Source organism: Halorientalis marina (assembly GCF_023028345.1).
In the GTDB taxonomy this organism is placed as follows: Archaea; Halobacteriota; Halobacteria; order Halobacteriales; family Haloarculaceae; genus Halorientalis; species Halorientalis marina.
On record NZ_CP095487.1, the window covers coordinates 924596 to 942542 of the forward strand.

18 protein-coding genes are annotated in these 17947 nt (G+C 68.3%); 4 read left to right on the forward strand and 14 right to left on the reverse strand.

All coding sequences use genetic code 11. From position 1 onward, the window contains the following. The first annotated feature begins 2 nt into the window (after positions 1–2). The 3 genes from MUG96_RS04735 (at position 3) to MUG96_RS04745 (ending at position 1643) form a co-directional block, all read left to right on the forward strand. Positions 3–716, forward strand: a complete 714-nt coding sequence (locus tag MUG96_RS04735; RefSeq protein WP_246986983.1) for a YkgJ family cysteine cluster protein — start codon at positions 3–5, stop codon at positions 714–716. A 102-nt stretch (positions 717–818) separates the two neighbouring features. Next, on the forward strand, positions 819–1217 hold the full coding sequence (locus tag MUG96_RS04740; RefSeq protein ID WP_246986984.1) for a TRAM domain-containing protein: 399 nt from the start codon (positions 819–821) through the stop codon (positions 1215–1217). 177 nt (positions 1218–1394) lie between these two features. Beyond that, entirely contained in the window at positions 1395–1643 is a 249-nt protein-coding gene (locus tag MUG96_RS04745) for a DUF7123 family protein (RefSeq protein ID WP_246986985.1), read from the forward strand. A 38-nt stretch (positions 1644–1681) separates the two neighbouring features. Here MUG96_RS04745 and MUG96_RS04750 read toward each other — a convergent pair whose 3' ends face one another. From MUG96_RS04750 to MUG96_RS04790, 9 genes are all read right to left on the reverse strand, one after another. Further along, on the reverse strand, positions 1682–2287 hold the full coding sequence (locus tag MUG96_RS04750; protein WP_246986986.1) for a winged helix-turn-helix transcriptional regulator: 606 nt from the start codon (positions 2285–2287) through the stop codon (positions 1682–1684). 57 nt (positions 2288–2344) lie between these two features. Beyond that, a complete protein-coding gene (locus MUG96_RS04755; protein WP_246986987.1) occupies positions 2345–3556 on the reverse strand; it encodes an SPFH domain-containing protein in 1212 nt (403 codons plus the stop codon). Positions 3557–4006: 450 nt separating this feature from the next. Beyond that, positions 4007–4564: an NfeD family protein gene (locus tag MUG96_RS04760; protein ID WP_246986988.1), complete on the reverse strand. Its 558-nt coding sequence runs from the start codon at positions 4562–4564 to the stop codon at positions 4007–4009. Between the two features lie 40 nt (positions 4565–4604). Next, entirely contained in the window at positions 4605–4904 is a 300-nt protein-coding gene (locus MUG96_RS04765) for a DUF7312 domain-containing protein (protein WP_246986990.1), read from the reverse strand. Positions 4905–4959: 55 nt separating this feature from the next. Continuing rightward, complete coding sequence (gene metG / locus MUG96_RS04770; protein ID WP_246986992.1) at positions 4960–7098, reverse strand: methionine--tRNA ligase; 2139 nt, start codon at positions 7096–7098, stop codon at positions 4960–4962. Positions 7099–7394: 296 nt separating this feature from the next. After that, complete coding sequence (locus tag MUG96_RS04775; protein WP_246986994.1) at positions 7395–7961, reverse strand: DUF7504 family protein; 567 nt, start codon at positions 7959–7961, stop codon at positions 7395–7397. A gap of 70 nt (positions 7962–8031) precedes the next feature. Beyond that, complete coding sequence (locus tag MUG96_RS04780) at positions 8032–8589, reverse strand: YqaA family protein (RefSeq protein ID WP_246986996.1); 558 nt, start codon at positions 8587–8589, stop codon at positions 8032–8034. Between the two features lie 90 nt (positions 8590–8679). Beyond that, positions 8680–9732, reverse strand: coding sequence for a tyrosine decarboxylase MfnA (gene mfnA, locus MUG96_RS04785; RefSeq protein WP_246986998.1), 1053 nt, complete (start codon positions 9730–9732; stop codon positions 8680–8682). Positions 9733–9831: 99 nt separating this feature from the next. Next, entirely contained in the window at positions 9832–11001 is a 1170-nt protein-coding gene (locus MUG96_RS04790; RefSeq protein WP_246987000.1) for a hypothetical protein, read from the reverse strand. Between the two features lie 90 nt (positions 11002–11091). On the opposite strand from MUG96_RS04790, the gene MUG96_RS04795 reads away from it, so the two are divergent. Then, on the forward strand, positions 11092–11838 hold the full coding sequence (locus tag MUG96_RS04795; RefSeq protein ID WP_246987002.1) for an SDR family oxidoreductase: 747 nt from the start codon (positions 11092–11094) through the stop codon (positions 11836–11838). Positions 11839–11847: 9 nt separating this feature from the next. Here MUG96_RS04795 and MUG96_RS04800 read toward each other — a convergent pair whose 3' ends face one another. The 5 genes from MUG96_RS04800 to MUG96_RS04820 form a co-directional block, all read right to left on the reverse strand. Further along, positions 11848–13143, reverse strand: coding sequence for a hypothetical protein (locus MUG96_RS04800; protein WP_246987004.1), 1296 nt, complete (start codon positions 13141–13143; stop codon positions 11848–11850). Positions 13144–13197: 54 nt separating this feature from the next. Then, a complete protein-coding gene (locus tag MUG96_RS04805) occupies positions 13198–13671 on the reverse strand; it encodes a redoxin domain-containing protein (protein ID WP_246987006.1) in 474 nt (157 codons plus the stop codon). A gap of 84 nt (positions 13672–13755) precedes the next feature. After that, entirely contained in the window at positions 13756–16023 is a 2268-nt protein-coding gene (gene ppsA / locus MUG96_RS04810; RefSeq protein ID WP_246987008.1) for a phosphoenolpyruvate synthase, read from the reverse strand. Positions 16024–16237: 214 nt separating this feature from the next. Continuing rightward, positions 16238–17137, reverse strand: a complete 900-nt coding sequence (locus MUG96_RS04815) for a PhzF family phenazine biosynthesis protein (protein ID WP_246987010.1) — start codon at positions 17135–17137, stop codon at positions 16238–16240. Positions 17138–17244: 107 nt separating this feature from the next. Continuing rightward, entirely contained in the window at positions 17245–17946 is a 702-nt protein-coding gene (locus MUG96_RS04820; protein WP_246987012.1) for an alpha/beta hydrolase family protein, read from the reverse strand. Position 17947 lies beyond the last annotated feature (1 nt).

Sequence of the window (17947 nt, forward strand, 5' to 3'; positions counted from 1 at the left end):
GCATGGAAAGCCTCGAAACCGAACTCGACCGGGCGCGGGACCTCGACGAGAGCGAGCTGGCCGACGCTATCGAGTCAATCGGCTTCGAGTGTACGCGCTGTGGCGCCTGCTGCAAGGCCGAGACGTGCGGTGAGGAGTCGGAAGCGGGTGCCGACGAGACCGACACGGGGGACGACGAGACCGACCGAGAACCCCACACGGCGACGGTCTTCCCCGACGAAATCCGGGACCTACAGGAGGCCGGCGACTACGACTTCAGGGACGTGGCTCGGCCGATGCCCTACGGCCTCAGCGAGGGGTCGGACGGCCCGGAGGGAGAGACCTTCGAGTGGGCACTCCAGACCGACGGCTGCGGTGACTGCACGTTCTACGAGGAAGACGACGGTGTCGGTGCCTGTACGGTTCACGGGGATCGCCCGTTGATCTGTCGGACCTACCCCTTCTCCGTCGCGCTGAGCGGCACGAGCCAGCCGATGGGCGAGGCCGTCGACGAGGACGGCATGGTCCGTGCGCACGAGTGCGAGGGGCTGGGCCGGGACATCTCCCGGGCCGAGGCCGAGGAACTGGCCGGGGCGCTCAAGGAGCGGGCGGTCCGGGAACTGACGGAAGCCATCGCCGTCCGGGACAACTACGAACCCGCCGACCCGGGGCCGGGGGAGGTCGTCGTCCACGACTCGGAGGGACGGAAGCGGCCGGACGGGACGCCCATCGAGTGAGCGGAACGTGGCGCGCGAGCGGGCGTCACGGGCGGCTTCAAGCAGCGAGTGACGGGCAAAGTCTTTATTACAGGCGGCCTTTCGGTCGGTGGAGGTCTCACCTTGGAAATCTCTGAGAAGCTCCTGTGTCTGTTCAGTGCGGAAGTCAGGGACGACGGCGACACCTATACGGTGGAAATCCCCAAACGGGAGATCGACACCGGCTCCGTCGAGCCCGGTAGCACGTATCGCGTCGCGCTCATCGCCAGCGAGCGGGCGGAACCGGCGCCCGACGAACCGGAGGAAGAGGTATCCGACGAGCCACAACCGCCGGTCGAGGCCGGCGAGATCCGCTACGTCGAGATCGAGGACATCGGCAAACAGGGCGATGGAATCGCCCGTGTGGAACGTGGCTACGTCATCATCGTCCCCGGTGCCGACATCGGTGAACGGGTCAAAGTCGAGATCACGGAGGTCAAGTCCAACTTCGCGGTCGGCGAGATCATCGACGAGGATATCTGACAGCGCCGCGGGGCGGCCGGCGCCGTTACCTCCCCGTACCAACCGGCACCGACACACCGGCCAGCGACGGATCACCCGTCGTCTCTCTCGCACCTTCTCTCCCAGAACCGCAAGCGGGCGGGCGGTTTAGCCGACCGTACCAAACCCGCTAAGGGGGTTACGCTCCACGTCGTTTGTATGAGCGCGACTGCGACGGCGACGGCCGCAGCCGAGACACTCACCGAGAAACAGAAGCGTATCCTGGCGTACCTCCGCGAGCACGCCGACACCAAGACCTACTTCAAATCGCGCTGTATCGGTGAGGACCTCGATATGTCCGCCAAGGAAGTCGGGACCAACATGCCCGCCATCCGGAACGGCGAGTTCGACATCGACGTCGAGAAGTGGGGCTACTCCTCCTCGACGACCTGGAAAGTCACGGCCTGAGCGGCCGGTCTTTCCGCTCGTCGACGCCCCAAGGCAACTCAGGGGTCGTACTGGACGATGGCGTCGGCCTCGGCAGCCAGTGCCGCCGTGTCGGCGTCGAAGGAGTCCGCGTAGCGAACGAGCAGGAGCAAGAGCGTCTCCGGCTGCTCGACGGCGTAGCCGTCCGCCCGCGAGAGCAGGCCGGCAGTATCGAGTTCGGCGGCGTACTTGCTGATCGTCGGCGTCGAGACCGCCAGCCGGTCCGCGAGGTCGCCGGCGGTCGCCGCCGGGTCGCGCAGCAGCGTCACGATCATCCCGCGTGGCGTCTCCCGGCGGAGGTAGCCCAGCGCGACCTGCTCGAACTCGGAGAAGCGGTCGGCGGGAAAGAAGCGGGTGTAGTCGCCGTCTTTCCGGCGCTCGACGACGCCGCGGCGTTCCAGTTCGCGGAGGTGGTGCTGGGTCTCGCCGGTTCCCAGTTGGAGGTCGTCGCGGATCTTCGAGAAGTGGGCGCCGGGGGTGGCGGCGACGTAGCCGGCGATGCCCCCGGGAGCGTCGCTGTCGCCCTCACCGCCGGCGTCCAGGCGAGCGAGCGGGCTGGCCGCCCCGATGGCGGCGAACCGACGTAACGTCGCCCGCTTGGATTCGTCGACGCCCTCGTCGCTCATCTACGAACGTGTAGGATAGAGCTACCTAAAACGGCTTCGACTACGCACACGTATCTGTTACTTGTCGCTTTCGTCGCTTTCCTCGCCGTCCGCTCCGCTGGGTTCGTCGGACCCGGCCCCGCCGGGTTCGGTGTCGTCCGTCGGCGGCGCCGACTCGTCGAGTTCGGCGTCCATCTCCTCGATGACCTCGTCGGGGTCTCTGATGTCCGCGGGGTCGGCCCCGGACTTGACCGCCTGTGCCTGCTCTTCCATCTGCTCGACGTCGACCTCCGCTTCCTGGTCGATCTCGCCGAGGATCTCCTCGATGTCGTCGAGACCGAGCATCTCGCGGGTCTCGGAGTCGAAATCGAGGCTGTCGAGGATGCTCTCGCCGTTCGTCTGGACGTCGCTGCCGGTGAGGTGTTTGCCGTAGCGGCCCACCAGCGAGGTGAGTTCCTGCGGGAGGACGAACGTCGTCGACTCGCTCTGTCCCATGTCGGCGAGCGTCTCCATGCCCTTCTCGATGACGGCGCGTTCGCCCATCGACTCGGCGGATTTCGCCCGCAGCACGGTGGAGATGGCGTCACCCTGGGCTTCCAGAATCTGGGACTGCTTCTCACCCTGCGCGCGGATGATGTTGGACTGCTTGTCACCCTCGGCTTTCTCGACGGCGGAGCGGCGTTCACCCTGCGCTTCGAGGATCATGGCACGGCGGCGGCGCTCGGCGGAGGTCTGTTGCTCCATGGCCTGCTGGACGTCCTGGGAGGGGTTGACCTCGCGGACCTCGACGGACTCGACGCGAATCCCCCACTCGTCGGTGGGTTCGTCCAGTTCACGGCGGATTTTGGCGTTGATCTCCTGGCGCTTGTTCAGCGTGTCGTCCAGTTCCATGTCGCCCAGCACGGCACGGAGGGTCGTCTGGGCGAGGTTCGAGACGGCGCGCTTGTAGTCGTCGACTTCGAGGAAGGCCTTCTTCGCGTCCATCACCTTGATGTAGACGACGGCGTCGGCGGTGACCGGGGAGTTGTCCCGGGTGATGGCCTCCTGCCGGGGCACGTCGAGCGTCTGGGTCCGCATATCGAAGGCGTACGTCCGGGAGACGAACGGCGGGACGAAGCTGATACCCGGCTCCAGCAGTTTCCGGTACTCGCCGAAGACGGTCAGCGCCCGCTTCTCGTAGGCGTTGACGATCTCGACCATCTGGTAGACCGTCACGACTGCGATCAACAGCAGGATGACCGTGACGAGCCCGATCGGGCCGCTGAACTGCAAGGGGACGGCGGGGAACATTGTGTTCACCTTCGGTCGACTAAGTGAAAAGGATTCGGTACAGCCATCGGCCGGAAATCCGGCCGAACGTGGACCGTTGACAGGGGGAACACGGTCCACAGGGTTGGGAACGGATCGCGCCGTGGCGATCTTGGGATGGCGCCACTGCGCGCTGCATGCCAGAACCGCCACTGCGAGAGTGCGGCCGTCTACGAGACCTGCACTCTGATTTGTCGTTCGTTCGCTACCACCTCCGAACCGCGTACGACCGTTCAAACACGGACATTACACTTACACAAACGTCCGAGGAGGGTAATAAAATTTGGGTATAAGGAGGATTATATCGGATTTCAGTGTGTGGTTGTATTCTACGATGGCGGTAATACGTTACGTATCGACACTATTGGCCGGTAAAAATAGACATTCGGATATACCGAGGTGGGTGCAGGGGAGACGACGGGCGCGGTCGCGTCAGGCGGCGTCCGGGTCGCCGGTCCCTGACTCGGGCGTCTCGGGATCGCGGGCGAGTTCGCGGTCGATCTCGTCTTCGATCTCGTCCAGGGCTTCGACGGTGACGACGTTGCCGCCGCCCGGGTCGACGACGATAACCTCGGTCCCCTCCGGGATCGAGCCGTCGAGACAGCGGGCGCGGTAGTTGGGGTTGAACCCCCCGCTGTCGAGTTTCACCTCGCCGCTGGTCTCCGTGACCTCCTCGGTGACCCGACCGGTCTTCCCGCGCAGGTCGCCGGAGTCCGAGGTCTGACCGGCGCCTTTCCCGCCGTAGAAGTCGAACTGGCGGTAGCCATAGAGGGTGATGCCGCCAACGACGATGACGGTCGCCGCGAGAACGAGCGGGGCGAACAGGCCGAGGCTCGGGGGAATGACCAGCCCCAGCAGGCCTGCCACGAGCAGTGACACGCCGAGGACGATGAAGTGGGCGCCCGGAGCGAGCGCTTCGGCGATGACGAGCCCCGCGCCCGCGACGACCAGAAGGAGCGCGAGTTGCTGGCCGATGAGGGTTCCTGCCATACTCCCTACTAGACGTGCGCGGCGGTTAATCCTTCCGGGGTCAGAGGACTCCGCCCGCTTCGAGCAGGAAGAGGACCGTCGCGAACGCGCCAAGGAGCACGAACATCGTCCCTTCGAGCGACGGCGTTCCCGGTTCGAGTTCGTCCTCCAGTTCGAGTAGCGACCCGGCCACGTTGCCGTCGTCGTCCGCCTCGCCGTCGTCCGTCTCGCCGTCGGCGCTCGCACCATCGGCTCCGCTGGCGGCGGCCTCGCTGTCGTCGTCGGCCTCGGGACCGACCTCGTCGACCCCGAACCGCCACTCGTTGCCGCCCTCGTCGGCACCCTCGTCTTCGTCAGTCATACTCCATCGTAGTCGCTTGAACGGCAAAAGGTCACGGCCTGACTCGGCCGGGGAGTCACCGGATCTTCGAGCCCAAGGGAGCGTCCTCGTGGGTGGTCAGCAGGTCCGCCTCCTCGCCGGCGGCCAGCACCATCCCGTTGCTCTCGACGCCGAACAGCTCGGCTTTCTCCATGTTCGCCAGCAGGACGACCCGCGTGCCAGGCAGTTCGTCGAGGTCGTGGAGCTGCTTGATGCCGGCGACGACCTGTCGGGTCTCGACGCCGATGTCGACCTCCAGCCGCGCGAGTTTGTCCGACCCTTCGACCGGTTCGGCCGTCTCGATCCGCCCGACACGGATGTCCAGGTCCTCGAAGTCGTCGACGGCGATGCGCTTTTCGGTCAGTGGTTCGGGATCGAAGTCCATGGTGTCCTCGTCGTCGGTGGTCTCGTCCGCGTCGCTGCCCTCCTCGTCGTCCTCGGTTGCTTCCTCGATGCGCTCCTGGAGCTTGGCGTTCAGCTCCTCGATGCGTTCGTCCTCGATGCCCTCGAACAGCTCCGTCGGCTCGTCGAAGTCGGCGGGCGGTGCCGCCAGCGCGTCGTCGAGACCGGCCTCGTGGACGGAGCCGTCCTCGCCGAGTTGCTCCCACAGCTCCTCTGCCTTCCCGGGGAGGACGGGCTGCATACAGACGGCGATGGCCTTCGCCAGCTGGACGCAGTCGCGGATGACCTGTGCGGCCTCGTCGGGGTCCTCGTCGACGAGCTTCCAGGGCTCGTTGCGCTGGATGTACTCGTTGCCGAAGTCCGCGAGGTCGACCGCGACCGCGCCCACGTCCCGGACGCGGTAATCGTCGAGCGCCGCGCCGAACTCGTCGACGGCGTCCTCGATGCGCTCTCGCACGTCGTCGCTGACCTCGGTGTCCGGCGTCCCGTCGTAGTTGCGCTGGGCGAACAACAGCGACCGATAACAGAAGTTCCCGAGGTTCCCGACGAGTTCGCCGTTGACCCGCTCGGCGAAGCGGTCCCACGAGAAGTCCACGTCGGTCTCCAGCCCGCTCCCGTTGACCATGTAGTAGCGAAAGAGGTCGGGGTGGAACCCCTCCTCGAGGTACTCGTCGGCCCACACCGCGCGGTTCCGACTCGTCGAGAGGGCCTTCCCGTCGATGCCGACGAAGCCCGTCGCCAGCACCGACCGCGGCTCGTTGTAGCCCGCCCCGCGGAGCATCGCAGGCCAGAACACGCAGTGGTGCTGGATGATGTCGCGGCCGATGACGTGGACGATCTCGCCGCCCGCGTCGGTCCAGTCGTCGTCCCACTCGGTGCCGTGGCGCTTCTCGCCGTCGATCTTCCAGACGTCCTCCCAGTCGTAGTCGTCGACCCGCTCGCTGTACTGCTTGGTCGAGGAGACGTACTCGATGGGCGCGTCGACCCAGACGTACAGCACGAGATCCTCCGGCGTCTCCCCATCGCCCTCGCCGGGGTAGTCGATGCCCCAGTCCATGTCACGGGTGATACAGAGGTCCTGCAGGTCGCCATCGACCCACTCGCGGGGCTGGTTTTTCGCGTTGTCGGTCCCCTCCATCCGGTCGAGAAAGCCCTGGAGGTACGCCTGGAAGTCCGACAGCCGGAGGAACTTGTGGTCGCGCTCGCGGTACTCGGCGGGGTTGCCCGTCAGCGTCGACTCCGGGTTCTCGATCTCGCCGGGTTCGAGGTGGCGCTGACAGCCCTCGTCACACTCGTCGCCGCGGGCGTGTTCGCCGCAGTAGGGGCAGGTCCCCTCGACCAGTCGGTCCGGGAGCCACTGGTCGGCGTCGGGGTCGTAGGCGACCTGGATCTCCTTCTCGAAGACGTGGTCGTTGTCGATCCAGGATTCGACGAACTCCCGCGTCGTCTCGGTGTTCGTCTCGTCGTGTGTGTGGCCGTAGTTGTCGAACTCGACGTTGAACCGTGGGAACGTCTCCTCGTACTGCTCGTGGTACTCCAGTGCGAACGTCTCGGGGTCGACGCCCTCCTCGGCGGCGTTGACGGCGATGGGCGTCCCGTGCATGTCGGACCCACAGACGAAGGCGGTCTGCTGGCCGACACGCCGGAGCGCCCTGCTCAGGGCGTCGCCGAGGACGTACGTCCGCAGGTGGCCGACGTGCAGGTCGCCGTTCGCGTAGGGCAACCCACAGGTCACCACCGCGGGGTCGTCCGTCGGGAACTCCTCGTGGCTCATGACTCTCCCTACTGCCATGCCGACCTAAAACCCGCTGGTTTCCGGTCCGGTCCCCTGTGCGAGGGCGTCACGGCTGCCGCGTCGCCGGTCATCCCCGCTCTCGCGGTAGGCTTCGGTCACTGGCCGGCGTGTGATCGAGCATCGACCGCCACGCGGACGCACGATGTCGGGTGGCTGAGCCGTGTCCGCGGCGTCCCCCGAAGGCCTCGTCCTCGGCGGCATCGCGACCGGGTGAGGCTCTCGGACACCCGGTCGTTCCGCGCCGGTACGGGCCGGCGCGGCCCTGACAGCCGGATTCAGGGCCGCTCGACGCGCCAGGTCCCGTCGTCGTGCCGGACGACGGTATCGAACAGCGTCGCGAGCGTGGCGACGGTCCGCTCGTCCTGCGTCGACGGGTCGAGGTGGACGTGTGCTGCCGCGCCGGCGGCGACGAACCGCCCGGTCAGCGTGTGCATGAACCGGAACAGTCGGTCCTGGTCGACGTGGGCCAGCAGCGTCGTGAGCGAGTCGACACAGACCACCGGCGTCCCGTCCCAGCGGTCGAGATACCGGCCGACGGCGATGCCGACCCCCGTGAGGTCGTCGGGCGCGACGGTCGTGACGTGGACGTCCGTCGGGAGCGTCGCCGCTCCGTCGCCGGGGCCGACGACGGCCAGCGACGCCGGCAGGTCGTCGTGGTGTGTCAGCCAGTCCTCGACGATGGCGTCCGGTGGCCGTTCGTACGAGACCTGCAGGACGTGCCGGTCCGACGGCCGGGCGATCCCCGGGACGCAGGCCCCGCCACCCCCGGCGACACCCGTCGGTGCGAGCACGAGCGCGCGCGACTCGTCGCGCAGCTCCCGTGACGTGAGTGCGGTTTCCATTCCCCCGATCTACGTGCGGTATGTGTCACCACACGTCGTGTATCTTTCGGTCAGGCAGTCGGCCGTGTCGTCAGGCCAGTGCGGCGACGCTGGCGGCGCCGGCCAGCGTCAGGAGGAGGCGCCCGACGCTGCCGGCGAACGTCGCCAGCGCGAACCGGACGTAGTCCTCTTCGAGGACGCTAAATGCGTAGATCGAGAGCGTGTCGGGGAAACCAGGAACGCAGAGCGCCAGCGCCAGGCCGATGTAGCCGTACCGCTGTGCGAGTTCGACCGTCTTGTTCTCGGACCACTCGACCACGTCGAACCGCGACCGGCGGAGAAAACGGATGACCGGGCCCGACTGCTTGGCTTCCTGGCCGATGTGGAAGGCGAAGACGCTCCCGGCCGCCTTCCCGAGGCCGCTGACGAGGACGATCAGTCCGAGCTCCACCCAGCCCGGCAGGCCGAGCCGGAGCGGCGCGACGAGGACGACTTCGCTCGGCAGCGGCAGGACGAACGCGATCAGAAACGAGTAGACGCCGATGATACCGAGTCCTGCAGGTCCCGTCGACGTCCGGACCAGGGTTTCGAGTCCGTGGTAGAGACCGTCGAAGAACCCTCCCGACGCGAGGACCGATACAGTCGCCACGAGCGGGAGTTAGCTGCCCCCGTGTGTAAGCCTTGATGTTTTCACTCCGTTGCACTCCTGTGTGAAACCGTGTCATCGGGGGGCGCCGAGTCAGTACCAGTCGAGGTCGGCGACGAACGAGCGCAGCATCGACTTCGTGACGTGGGGCATACAGACGATGCGCATCTCGCCGGCGCCGGTCTTGGAGATGCGCCAGCCCCGCTGGCGGAGGTCCTCTGTCACCGGTGAGGTCATGTCCGCGGCGACGATGGGCAGGTCCGGCGCAACCACGTCGTGACCCCGCGCGGCCAGCTCCTCGGCCAGCCACTCGGCGTTTTCCATCGACTCGTGGTACTGCTCGCGATAGCCAACCGGCCACAGCTCCTCCATCGCCGCGACCGCGCTCGCGACGCCCGCGCCGCTCCGGGTCCCCGTCAGCGTCGCCTGTGACTTCGACTCCAGGTAGGGCGTGTCGACGGCGAGCTCGTCGAGCAACTCCGTGGAGTGGGTGACAAGTCCGCCGGCGGGGACGGCGGCCTGTCCCATCTTGTGCGGGTCGATGGTGAGCGTGTCCACGTCGGCGTGGCCGAAGTGCCACCGATGGTCGGTGAAGGGGAGGACGAACCCGCCCCACGCGGCGTCGACGTGACAGATCGCGTCGTGGTCGGCGGCGAGGTCGGCCATCGCGGGAATCGGGTCGACCCGGCCGTACTCCGTCGAGCCCGCGACGCCCACGACCGCGACAGTGTCGTCGTCGACCAGTTCTTTCACCGCCGCCATGTCGGCCCGGTGGTCCGCGTCGGTCGGCGCCGTCCGGAGTTCCACGTTCAGCAGGTCCGCGGCCTTGTTGAAACTGAAGTGGGCGCTCTCCGGCGCGACGACGTTCGGCTGGTCCGTCGCTGCACGGTTGCGCGCGATCCGGACCGCCTGGATGTTCGCCTCGGTCCCACCGCTCGTGACGTAGCCCTCGGCGCTCGGCAGGCCGGTTATAGTTCCCAGCATCTCGACCGCTTTCCGCTCCAGTTCGGCGATGGTCTCGTACGTACCGGGGTCGCCGGGGTTCGTCGCGAGAAAGCGTTCGGCGGCGTCGCGGGCCGCTGGATGCGGTTTGGTACACATCGACGAGAGGACCCGCTCGAAATCCTGCGGTTGGACCCGCTGCATGTGCCTACGCTATCACGCGGCAACGGTTTATCCGTTGCGCTCCGTTCACCGCGCGAACGGTCCCGGCACGGCCGGGTGCGTGTGTGGGACGACTCGGGGTTACGGCTGCCCCGCCCCGCCCAGCGCGGTGCCGGCGACGGGGTAGGTGCGACCCGACGGCGAGACTTCGACCACCGTCACGCCCCGCGCGCCGGAGATGGATTCGCCCGTCTCCGAGGGGGCGCTCTCGGTCACCTGCAGTTCCTGGCCGTCGGCCGGGTAGGAGACGTAGACCGTCTCGCCGCGCTCGACTGCCGACGGGAGCGACACCGAAATCGGCCGGAGCCCGGTCCGGAGCTGGACCTGCCAGCCGCTCTCCAGCGCGTCGGGGCCCTCGTTCGTGAGCGCGACGTAGCTCTCGTTGACGAGTTCGGCCGACACCGTCACGTCCGGGGCCTCGCTCGCGCCCGTCTCGAACCAGTCCGGGCGGTCGACGGTGACGTCCGCAGTTTCCCGGAGTTCGTAGTCTATCGAGATCGTCGCGGCCCGCTGGCCGCCGGTCTCGACCGTCGTGTCGGCGGCACGGACGCGGCCCGTCGGGTCGACGACGAGTTCGCTCTCGTAGCTCGTGACGTCGACACGGAGCTGTGACGCCCGGCTCTCGTTCGCCGCGTCGGCGGTGAGCGTGATCCGCGTGTCAGCGCCCGTCCCGTCGACTGAGGCGACGTCGTAGTTCCCGAGTGCGATGATCCCCGCCGTCGGCCCGCTGTAGAACGGGTTCGCCCCGATCCGCCCGATATCGGACTGCTGGCGGTAGAGCGTTGCCGTTCCGGACTCGAAGCCGCGCTCGTTGATGCGGTTGAGGCCGACCGTTTCGTTGCGCCAGATGGTGGTCTCGACCGTTCCGTTCGCCGTCCGCTCCTCGTTCCGCAACAGCGCGTCCTGTCCGCCGGCGGTGATACGGCCCTCGCGGACGAGCGTGAGGGTCGCGTCCCCCGCGGACCGGTTCAGCGTCGCCGTCGCGGCGAAGCCGCTCTCGTTGAGGGCGGTCCAGTCGGCCTCGAACAGCGCCGTCGCGTTCGCCAGTCCCGCCTCGGTCACGCCGGGCGGGTAGTCGACGTCACCGTTCCCGCCGCCGCCGTCGGGTGTCGCCGTCGCGGGCGACCCGTCCGTCGCCGTCGTGTTCGTCGTCGCGTTCGGCCCGTCGGTCGTCGTGCCGCCCAGCCCGCCACAGCCGGCGAGGGCGACCGCGGCCGCGAAAACCAGCAGCACGAGGGTGCGAGTGCGCATTCGTCCCAACAACCACCGTCAGCACCGAAAGGGCCTTCGAAGGGCCGACCCGGCCAAAGATTCACGCTCCGACCGCCCGAACCCCAGTGCATGCCACGATCCATCGACGGACAGACGGCCATCGTCACCGGAGCGAGCGCGGGGATCGGTCGCGCGACCGTTCACGCGCTCGCCCGCGAGGGTGCCCGCGTCGTCCTCGCCGCCCGCCGCGAGGAACGACTCGACGAGATCGCCGAGACCGTCGCCGCGGAGTACGACGCCGAGACACACGTCGTCCCCACGAACGTCCGCGACGAGGACGCCGTCGCCACGCTCGTCGAGGCCACCGTCTCCGAGTTCGATGGCCTCGACCTCGTCGTCAACAACGCGGGCCTGGCTCGGGGCGCCGACGTGGAACACATGACGACCGAGGAGTACCGCACGATGATGGAGGTCAACGTCGACGGGATGTTCTTCGTCACGCGAGAGGCCATCCCCCACCTCCGGGAGTCCGAGGGGAACCTGGTCTTCATCGGCAGTTTCGCGGGGAAGTTCCCCCGCCCGTTCAACCCCGTCTACGCCGCCTCGAAGTGGTGGACGCGGGGCTTCGCCAAGAGCGTCTCCGCGCAGGTCGGCACCGAAGACGTGGGCGTCACCGTCGTCAATCCCTCCGAGGTCCGCACGGAGTTCGGCGGCGTCTACGGCGAGACCTTCGCCGAGCGGTTCGACGAGGGCGAGGTCACCGAGCCGGAGGAGATCGCCGAGGCGGTCGTCTTCGCCGCCGAGCAGGGCCCCTCGATGGCAAGCGAGATCGACATGTTCCGCCGCGACAAGTTCGAGCTGTTCGGGACGATGTGAGGCGGCGCGTCAGCACCCCACCGCCGAGCCGAGACGAGTCGCACCGCCCGCCACTGACAGGGCGGCACTCCCCGACGCGGACGCGTTCGTGGCGTCGACCTCGGCCACGTCCGCCCGCGCGACCGGGTCCGGCCGCTCGTCGTCGCCGGCGGGCGGGTACACGATGAGGTCGCTCGGGTGCGAGATGGACTGAGCCGGCCCGCTGGGGCTCGTGTGATTGAAGCCGAGGTCGCTGTACGTGCCGTTCTCGACGTAGACGTACACCGCCTCGCCCGGCGCGAGCGGGCGTTCGAGGTCGGCCGCCGCGCGGCCACACCCGCCGTACCAGAGCAGGAACTCGCTCCCGGGTCCGATGGCCGTCCGACCGGTGTTCTCGACGCGGACGAACCGGTCGTCGACCGCCGCCGCCCGGACGCTGACGTTCAGTACGTCACGGATTCGCTCGTCGACCCACGCCGGGCGGTCGACGGTCGCACCGCCGGTCGCAGTGAGTCCGTAGGCGAAGCGGACGGTGTGGTTCGCGCCCCGCATCTCGATGTCGACCGTGACGTTCGCGCGGTGGATCGTTCCGTTCTCACCCACCACCAGCCGTCCGTCGTAGCCGGTCAGGGTCGCCTCCGGCGGGCGCTCGCCGGTCGGGTCGGGCGTCGTCGCACGGAGCGTGAGTCGTCGGGCATCGGGTGTGCCTTCGACCGCTACCGTCTCCCAGTCACCGCCTTCGAGGGCCGTGAACAGTCCGAGTTCCGTGGCGGCCGCGGTCGGCGCGTCCGGGCCGTACCGGTTGCGGTACTCGACGGGGTCGTCGCCCCGGTAGCGAGTGAGTCCGACCGTCTCGTTGGCCCACGTCGCCGTCTCACGGCCGAGAGTGCCGTTCATTATCTGACGGGTGACGGTGTGGTGCGGGAACCCGCTGGCCCCGACCACCGCTCGGACCGACGTGTTCCGCGTCCCGACCTCGGTGGTCAGGTTCCGGGTCCCGGCCGCCGCGTAGCCGGTTTCCAGGAGCGCGTCCCGGTTCGCCAGTTCGAGCGCGGTGCTGTTCGTCAGTCCGTCGGGACCGACGCCGGGCGGGTACGCGTCGGCCGCCGGCGACGAGTCGTTCGACGGCGTCGCCGTCCCAGTCGTCGCGTCCGGCCCGTCGGTCGTCGTCTCCGGCGTCGGGGTCGCGTCCGTCGGGGGCACTGTCGTCTCCGTTACGGTCGGCGTGTCGGCCGGTGCGTCGGTCGTCGTCACGCCCCCGCCGAAGGACGTACAGCCGGCGAGGAGGAGGAGGGCGATACACGGGAGGGCAGGGCGGCATCGCATACGACACCCTCTCCATCGACGGACAATAAAAGTGAGCCCGCCGGCGCCGTCGTCTCAGGCCGACTCGACGGCGTCCAGTACCGCGTCGTAATCGGGTTCGTTCGTCGGGTCGTCGGCCTCCCAGGCGTAGACGACCGTGCCGTCGTCGTCGAGGACGAACACCGCGCGGTTGGCGATGCCGTACAGACCGAGCTCCTCGATGTCGATCTCCAGGCCGTACGCCCGGATCGCCTCGCCGCTCATGTCGCTCACGAGGTCGAACTCGATGCCGTGTTCCTCGCGGAAGGCGCCCTGTGAGAACGGCGAGTCGGCGCTGACCCCGAGGATCGTCGCGCCCGCGGCCTCGAAGTCGGCGAGGTGGTCCTGGAGGGCGACCATCTCGTTGGTGCAGGGCGGCGTGAACGCGCCGGGGAAGAAAGCCAGCACGACGGGGCCGTCCCCGAGGTGGTCGTCGAGGTCGAACGGCTCGTGGTCGCTCGTGCCGATTGTCGCCGTGAACGTCGGTGCGGTGTCGCCGTCGGATACCATGTTCTCTCGTTCGGTCCACACCATGAAAAAAGCGCGTCCAAACCGGTTCGGGTCGTGGCCGGTGGCTGTCTCCGGGCGGACCGCTCAGCGCACCGAGTCGAGTATGAGCTTCTGCTCGATGCGTTTGACCTCGTGTTGTACGTCGCGGACGGCGTCGATGTTGGCCGAGATGGAGGTGGCGCCCTCGTTGACGAGGTGTCTGACCATCCGTGGCTTGGAGCCGGCCTGCCCACAGATCGAGGTGTCGACGCCGTATTCACGGCAGGTCTCGATGGTCTGGCTGATGAGTTCGAGGACGCTGGGGTGAAGTTCGTCGAAGCGGTCGGCGACGTTCTCGTTGTTGCGGTCGACGGCCAGCGTGTACTGTGTGAGGTCGTTCGTCCCGAAGGAGGCGAAGTCGATGCCCTGCTGGGCCATCTCCTCGACGCCCAGCGCGGCGGCGGGCGTCTCGATCATGACGCCCCAGCGGCGCTTCTGGGGGTCGATGCCGACCTCCTCCATGAGCGCCTTGGCGCGCATCACGTCCTCGGCGTCGTTGACCAGCGGGAACATGATCTCGACGTTGTCGTAGCCCATCTCGAACAGCTGGCGGAAGGCCTCGAGCTCGTGTTTGAACACGCCGGGCGTGTCGAGGCTCCGGCGGATGCCGCGGTAGCCGAGCATCGGGTTGTGTTCGACGGGTTCGTCGTCGCCGCCCTCGAGCTGGCGGAACTCGTCGGTGGGGGAATCGAGCGTCCGGGTCCGGACCGGCCGGGGGTAGAACTCGTCGGCGACGGTCCGGACGCCGTCGATGATCTCCTCGATGTAGGCCCGCTCGCCGTGGTCCTCGATGTAGCGGGTGGGCGTCTTGTTCGTCGAGAGGATCATGTGCTCGATGCGGAGCAGGCCAACGCCGTCGGCGCCGGTCGCGGCCGCGCGTTCGGCGGCCTCCGGGATGGAGACGTTGACCTTCACCTCGGTCGCGGTCATCGGCTTGACCGGCGTCTTCGGTTTGGCCTCCTCGACGGGTTCGGTCTCTTCCTCGGCCTGACGCCCCTCGCGGATGGTCCCCTTGTCGCCGTCGATGGTGACGACCTGGTCGTCTTCGAGCACCTCGGAGCCGGTCCCGGTGCCGACGACGGCGGGCGCGCCGAGTTCGCGGGCGACGATGGCGGCGTGGGACGTCATCCCGCCTTCGTCGGTGATGATTCCGGCGGCGCGTTTCATCGCGGGCACCATGTCCGGCGTCGTCATCTCGGTGACGATGATGTCGCCCTCGCCGACCTTGTCGAGCTGGTCGAGCTTGTCGACGGTGCGGACGGCGCCGGAGGCGATACCGGGGCTGGCGCCGAGCCCGGAGAGTAGCGCCTCGCCGCCCTCCTCGACGGCCGTGCCGCTCCCGTCGGCGGTGGCGGCGCTGCCCTCGCCCTCGGAGATCGTCGTGATGGGGCGGGACTGGAGCATATACACTTCGCCCTCGAAGATCGCCCACTCCACGTCCTGTGGGGTGTCGTAGTGGTCCTCGACCTCCTCGCCGAGTTCACAGAGCCGGTCGATCTCGGCCTCGGAGAGGACCTGTTCGGTCCGTTTCTCCTCGGGGACGGGCCGTTCCCCGGTCTCGCCCGTCTCCGCGTCCTTGTCGTACATCGTCTTCTTGTCGGCGACCTCCACGTCGGTCACCTCGCCAGTGGTGCGGTCGATGACGTAGTTGTCCGGCGTCACGGAGCCGGAGACGACGCCCTCGCCGAGACCCCAGGCGGCCTCGATGATGATCTTCGGTTCGCCGGTCGACGGGTGCGACGTGAACATCACGCCCGACTTCTCGGCGGCGACCATCTGCTGGACCACGACGGCGATGTCGACCTTGTCGTGGGCGAAGCCCTGTTCCTGGCGGTAGTAGGTCGCCCGCTGGGTAAAGAGGGAGGCCCAGCAGCGCTTGATCCGGTCGACCAGGTCGTCGGCGGTGACGTTCAGGAACGTCTCCTGCTGGCCCGCGAAGGAGGCGTCCGGGAGGTCCTCGGCGGTCGCCGACGAGCGGACGGCGACGAACGCCTCGCCGTCGCCGATCTCCGCGTAGGTCCCGAGCATCTCCTCGCGGAGTCCCTCGGGGAGGTCGGTTTCGAGGATCAGTTCCTTGGCGCGCGATTCGGCTTCGGCCAGTGCCTTCGAGTCCTCGGCGTCGACGTCGACGGCCTCGAACAGCTCCTCGTCGATACCCGTCTCCTCGATGAACCGTCGGTATGTCCCCGCCGTGACGACGAACCCGGGGGGGACCGGCAGACCGGCGGCCGTCAGTTCCCCCAGCGAGGCCGCCTTCCCGCCGACCGACTCGAGGTCGTCCGCCCCGATTTCGTCCAGCCAGAGTACAGCCATGTCCTCACCTGTGACGTGACCAACACCGATAAAGAAGGTTCCGAACCGCGCCAGCGGTCGCGCCCGTTCTCCGCCGGTCGCCCGTTTCGCTCCCGTTCAGCCGCTGTCTCCCGGTCATTCACCGGGTTCGCTCCTCGTACACGCGGTCGCTGCCCTGCCTCGCTCCCGCCGACTCACGCCCGGTCCTGCCCTCGCCGCGACACCACGACGACCCCTACACCTCGATGATCTCGTCGTCCTCGGACTCGGGGACGACCAGGTCCCCGTCGAGCGTCGTCACGGCCCGGCCGCCGACCTCGATTTCGGCCCCCACCTTCACGTGGACGCGGCCCGGGCGGTCGACGAAGTGACCCTGCTCGAAGACCATCTCCTCGGGTATCGAGTCGAACGCGTCGTACTCCCGGAGGTAGGCCCCGCAGGCGCCGCTGGCCGTCCCGGTCACGGGGTCCTCGGGAACGCCCTCGCCGGGCGCGAACATCCGCGCGTGCAGCGTCGCGTCGCCGTCGAGCGTGTCGAACGTGAACGCGTAGATGCCGGCGGTCTCGGCCTCGTCGCTGATCTCCTCGATGGCGCGCATGTCCGGCTCCAGCGCCCGCAGGTGGTCGATGAAGTTGACCGGCACCAGCAGGAAGGGGAGGCCGGTCGTCGCGCGGGCAAGCGGCAGGTCCGCGCCAACGTCTTCGAGCGCGGCGATGTCCAGTCCGAGCGCCGCGGCCACCTCGTCGTAGTCCACGTCGACCCGGCGGATGTCGGGCTGGTCCTGCGTCATCCAGACTAACCCGGTGTCGTCGACGGTGATCGTCAGTTCGCCGACGTTCGTTTCGAGGGTGTGCTCGCCGGCGTCGATGTGGCCGCGCTCGAAGAGGTAGGCGTGGCTCGCGACCGTCGCGTGCCCGCAGAGGTCGACCTCGTTGGCCGGCGTGAAATAGCGCACGCGCCGGTCGGCCGCGTCCGAGTCGGTGAGGAAGGCGGTCTCGCTCGCGCCGAGTTCGCTCGCGATGGCGCCCAGTTGCTCGTCGTCGAGGCCGTCGGCGTCGGGGACGACCCCGGCGGGGTTCCCCGTCATCGGCTCCTCCGTGAACGCGTCGACCAGCAGGGCCTGCCGTGTGTCCATACGCCCGCTTTCGGTGACCTGCCGGATGAATCCACCGCCAGCGTCTGACGCGCCAGGCGGTGACCGGCCGGAACAGTCGCCACCCACACGCGACCGTCATCGCCCGGTCACTGGCCCACGTCGACCGTATCGCGGACCCACGAGGCGAGGTCGGCGACGACCGACTCGGCGACGTGGCTCGGTTCGTAGTACTCCGCGGGCGTCGGCTGGCCCTCGCCGGGCATGAACAGGTGGTTCAGCGAGGGGTACTGCTCGATTCGCGCGTCGGCGTTGTCGGCGAACGCAACGCGCCACTCCGTGAGGTCGCCCTCGACGGTGACCTGGTAGTCCCGTTCGCCCTGCAGGACGAACGCCGGCCGGCCCAGGGCGTCGGCGGTCGCGGTCGGGTCGTATGCCAGGAGACTGTTCCAGTACGCGCCGCTGGCGCCGAGGACGGTCTCCTCCTGTCCCACGTCGCCGGATTCGATGCGGTCGACGGCCGTGCGTACCTCATCGAGGCGTTCCCCCTCCATCTCCGTGACCGTCCCGTCGAGGTTCGCGAGGTACTCGTACTGGTCGACGAGTACCTCCGTGAGCGGGCGTGCGGGCGCGGCGAGCATGGCGAGCCCCGCCAGTCCGCGGTCCTCGGTCGCGATGCGGGGCGCCAGGGCCCCGCCGAGGCTGTGGCCGGCCACTATCACGTCGCCGTCGGAGACGAGATCCTCGTCGCGCAGCAGTTCCGCGGCCGCCAGCGCGTCGTCCGTCACCTCCTCGTTGATGTTCAGCGTGCCTTCGATCCGGCAGGCCGCGGTTCGCTTCTCGTAGCGCAAC

Coding starts and splice junctions, on each gene's coding strand:
- MUG96_RS04735 (WP_246986983.1), top strand. CDS start 3: ATGGAAAGCCTCGAAACCGAACTCGACCGGGCGCGGGACCTCGACGAG.
- MUG96_RS04745 (WP_246986985.1), top strand. CDS start 1,395: ATGAGCGCGACTGCGACGGCGACGGCCGCAGCCGAGACACTCACCGAG.
- MUG96_RS04750 (WP_246986986.1), bottom strand. CDS start 2,287: ATGAGCGACGAGGGCGTCGACGAATCCAAGCGGGCGACGTTACGTCGG.
- MUG96_RS04755 (WP_246986987.1), bottom strand. CDS start 3,556: ATGTTCCCCGCCGTCCCCTTGCAGTTCAGCGGCCCGATCGGGCTCGTC.
- MUG96_RS04760 (WP_246986988.1), bottom strand. CDS start 4,564: ATGGCAGGAACCCTCATCGGCCAGCAACTCGCGCTCCTTCTGGTCGTC.
- MUG96_RS04765 (WP_246986990.1), bottom strand. CDS start 4,904: ATGACTGACGAAGACGAGGGTGCCGACGAGGGCGGCAACGAGTGGCGG.
- metG (WP_246986992.1), bottom strand. CDS start 7,098: ATGAGCCACGAGGAGTTCCCGACGGACGACCCCGCGGTGGTGACCTGT.
- MUG96_RS04775 (WP_246986994.1), bottom strand. CDS start 7,961: ATGGAAACCGCACTCACGTCACGGGAGCTGCGCGACGAGTCGCGCGCG.
- mfnA (WP_246986998.1), bottom strand. CDS start 9,732: ATGCAGCGGGTCCAACCGCAGGATTTCGAGCGGGTCCTCTCGTCGATG.
- MUG96_RS04790 (WP_246987000.1), bottom strand. CDS start 11,001: ATGCGCACTCGCACCCTCGTGCTGCTGGTTTTCGCGGCCGCGGTCGCC.
- MUG96_RS04795 (WP_246987002.1), top strand. CDS start 11,092: ATGCCACGATCCATCGACGGACAGACGGCCATCGTCACCGGAGCGAGC.
- MUG96_RS04800 (WP_246987004.1), bottom strand. CDS start 13,143: ATGCGATGCCGCCCTGCCCTCCCGTGTATCGCCCTCCTCCTCCTCGCC.
- MUG96_RS04805 (WP_246987006.1), bottom strand. CDS start 13,671: ATGGTATCCGACGGCGACACCGCACCGACGTTCACGGCGACAATCGGC.
- ppsA (WP_246987008.1), bottom strand. CDS start 16,023: ATGGCTGTACTCTGGCTGGACGAAATCGGGGCGGACGACCTCGAGTCG.
- MUG96_RS04815 (WP_246987010.1), bottom strand. CDS start 17,137: ATGGACACACGGCAGGCCCTGCTGGTCGACGCGTTCACGGAGGAGCCG.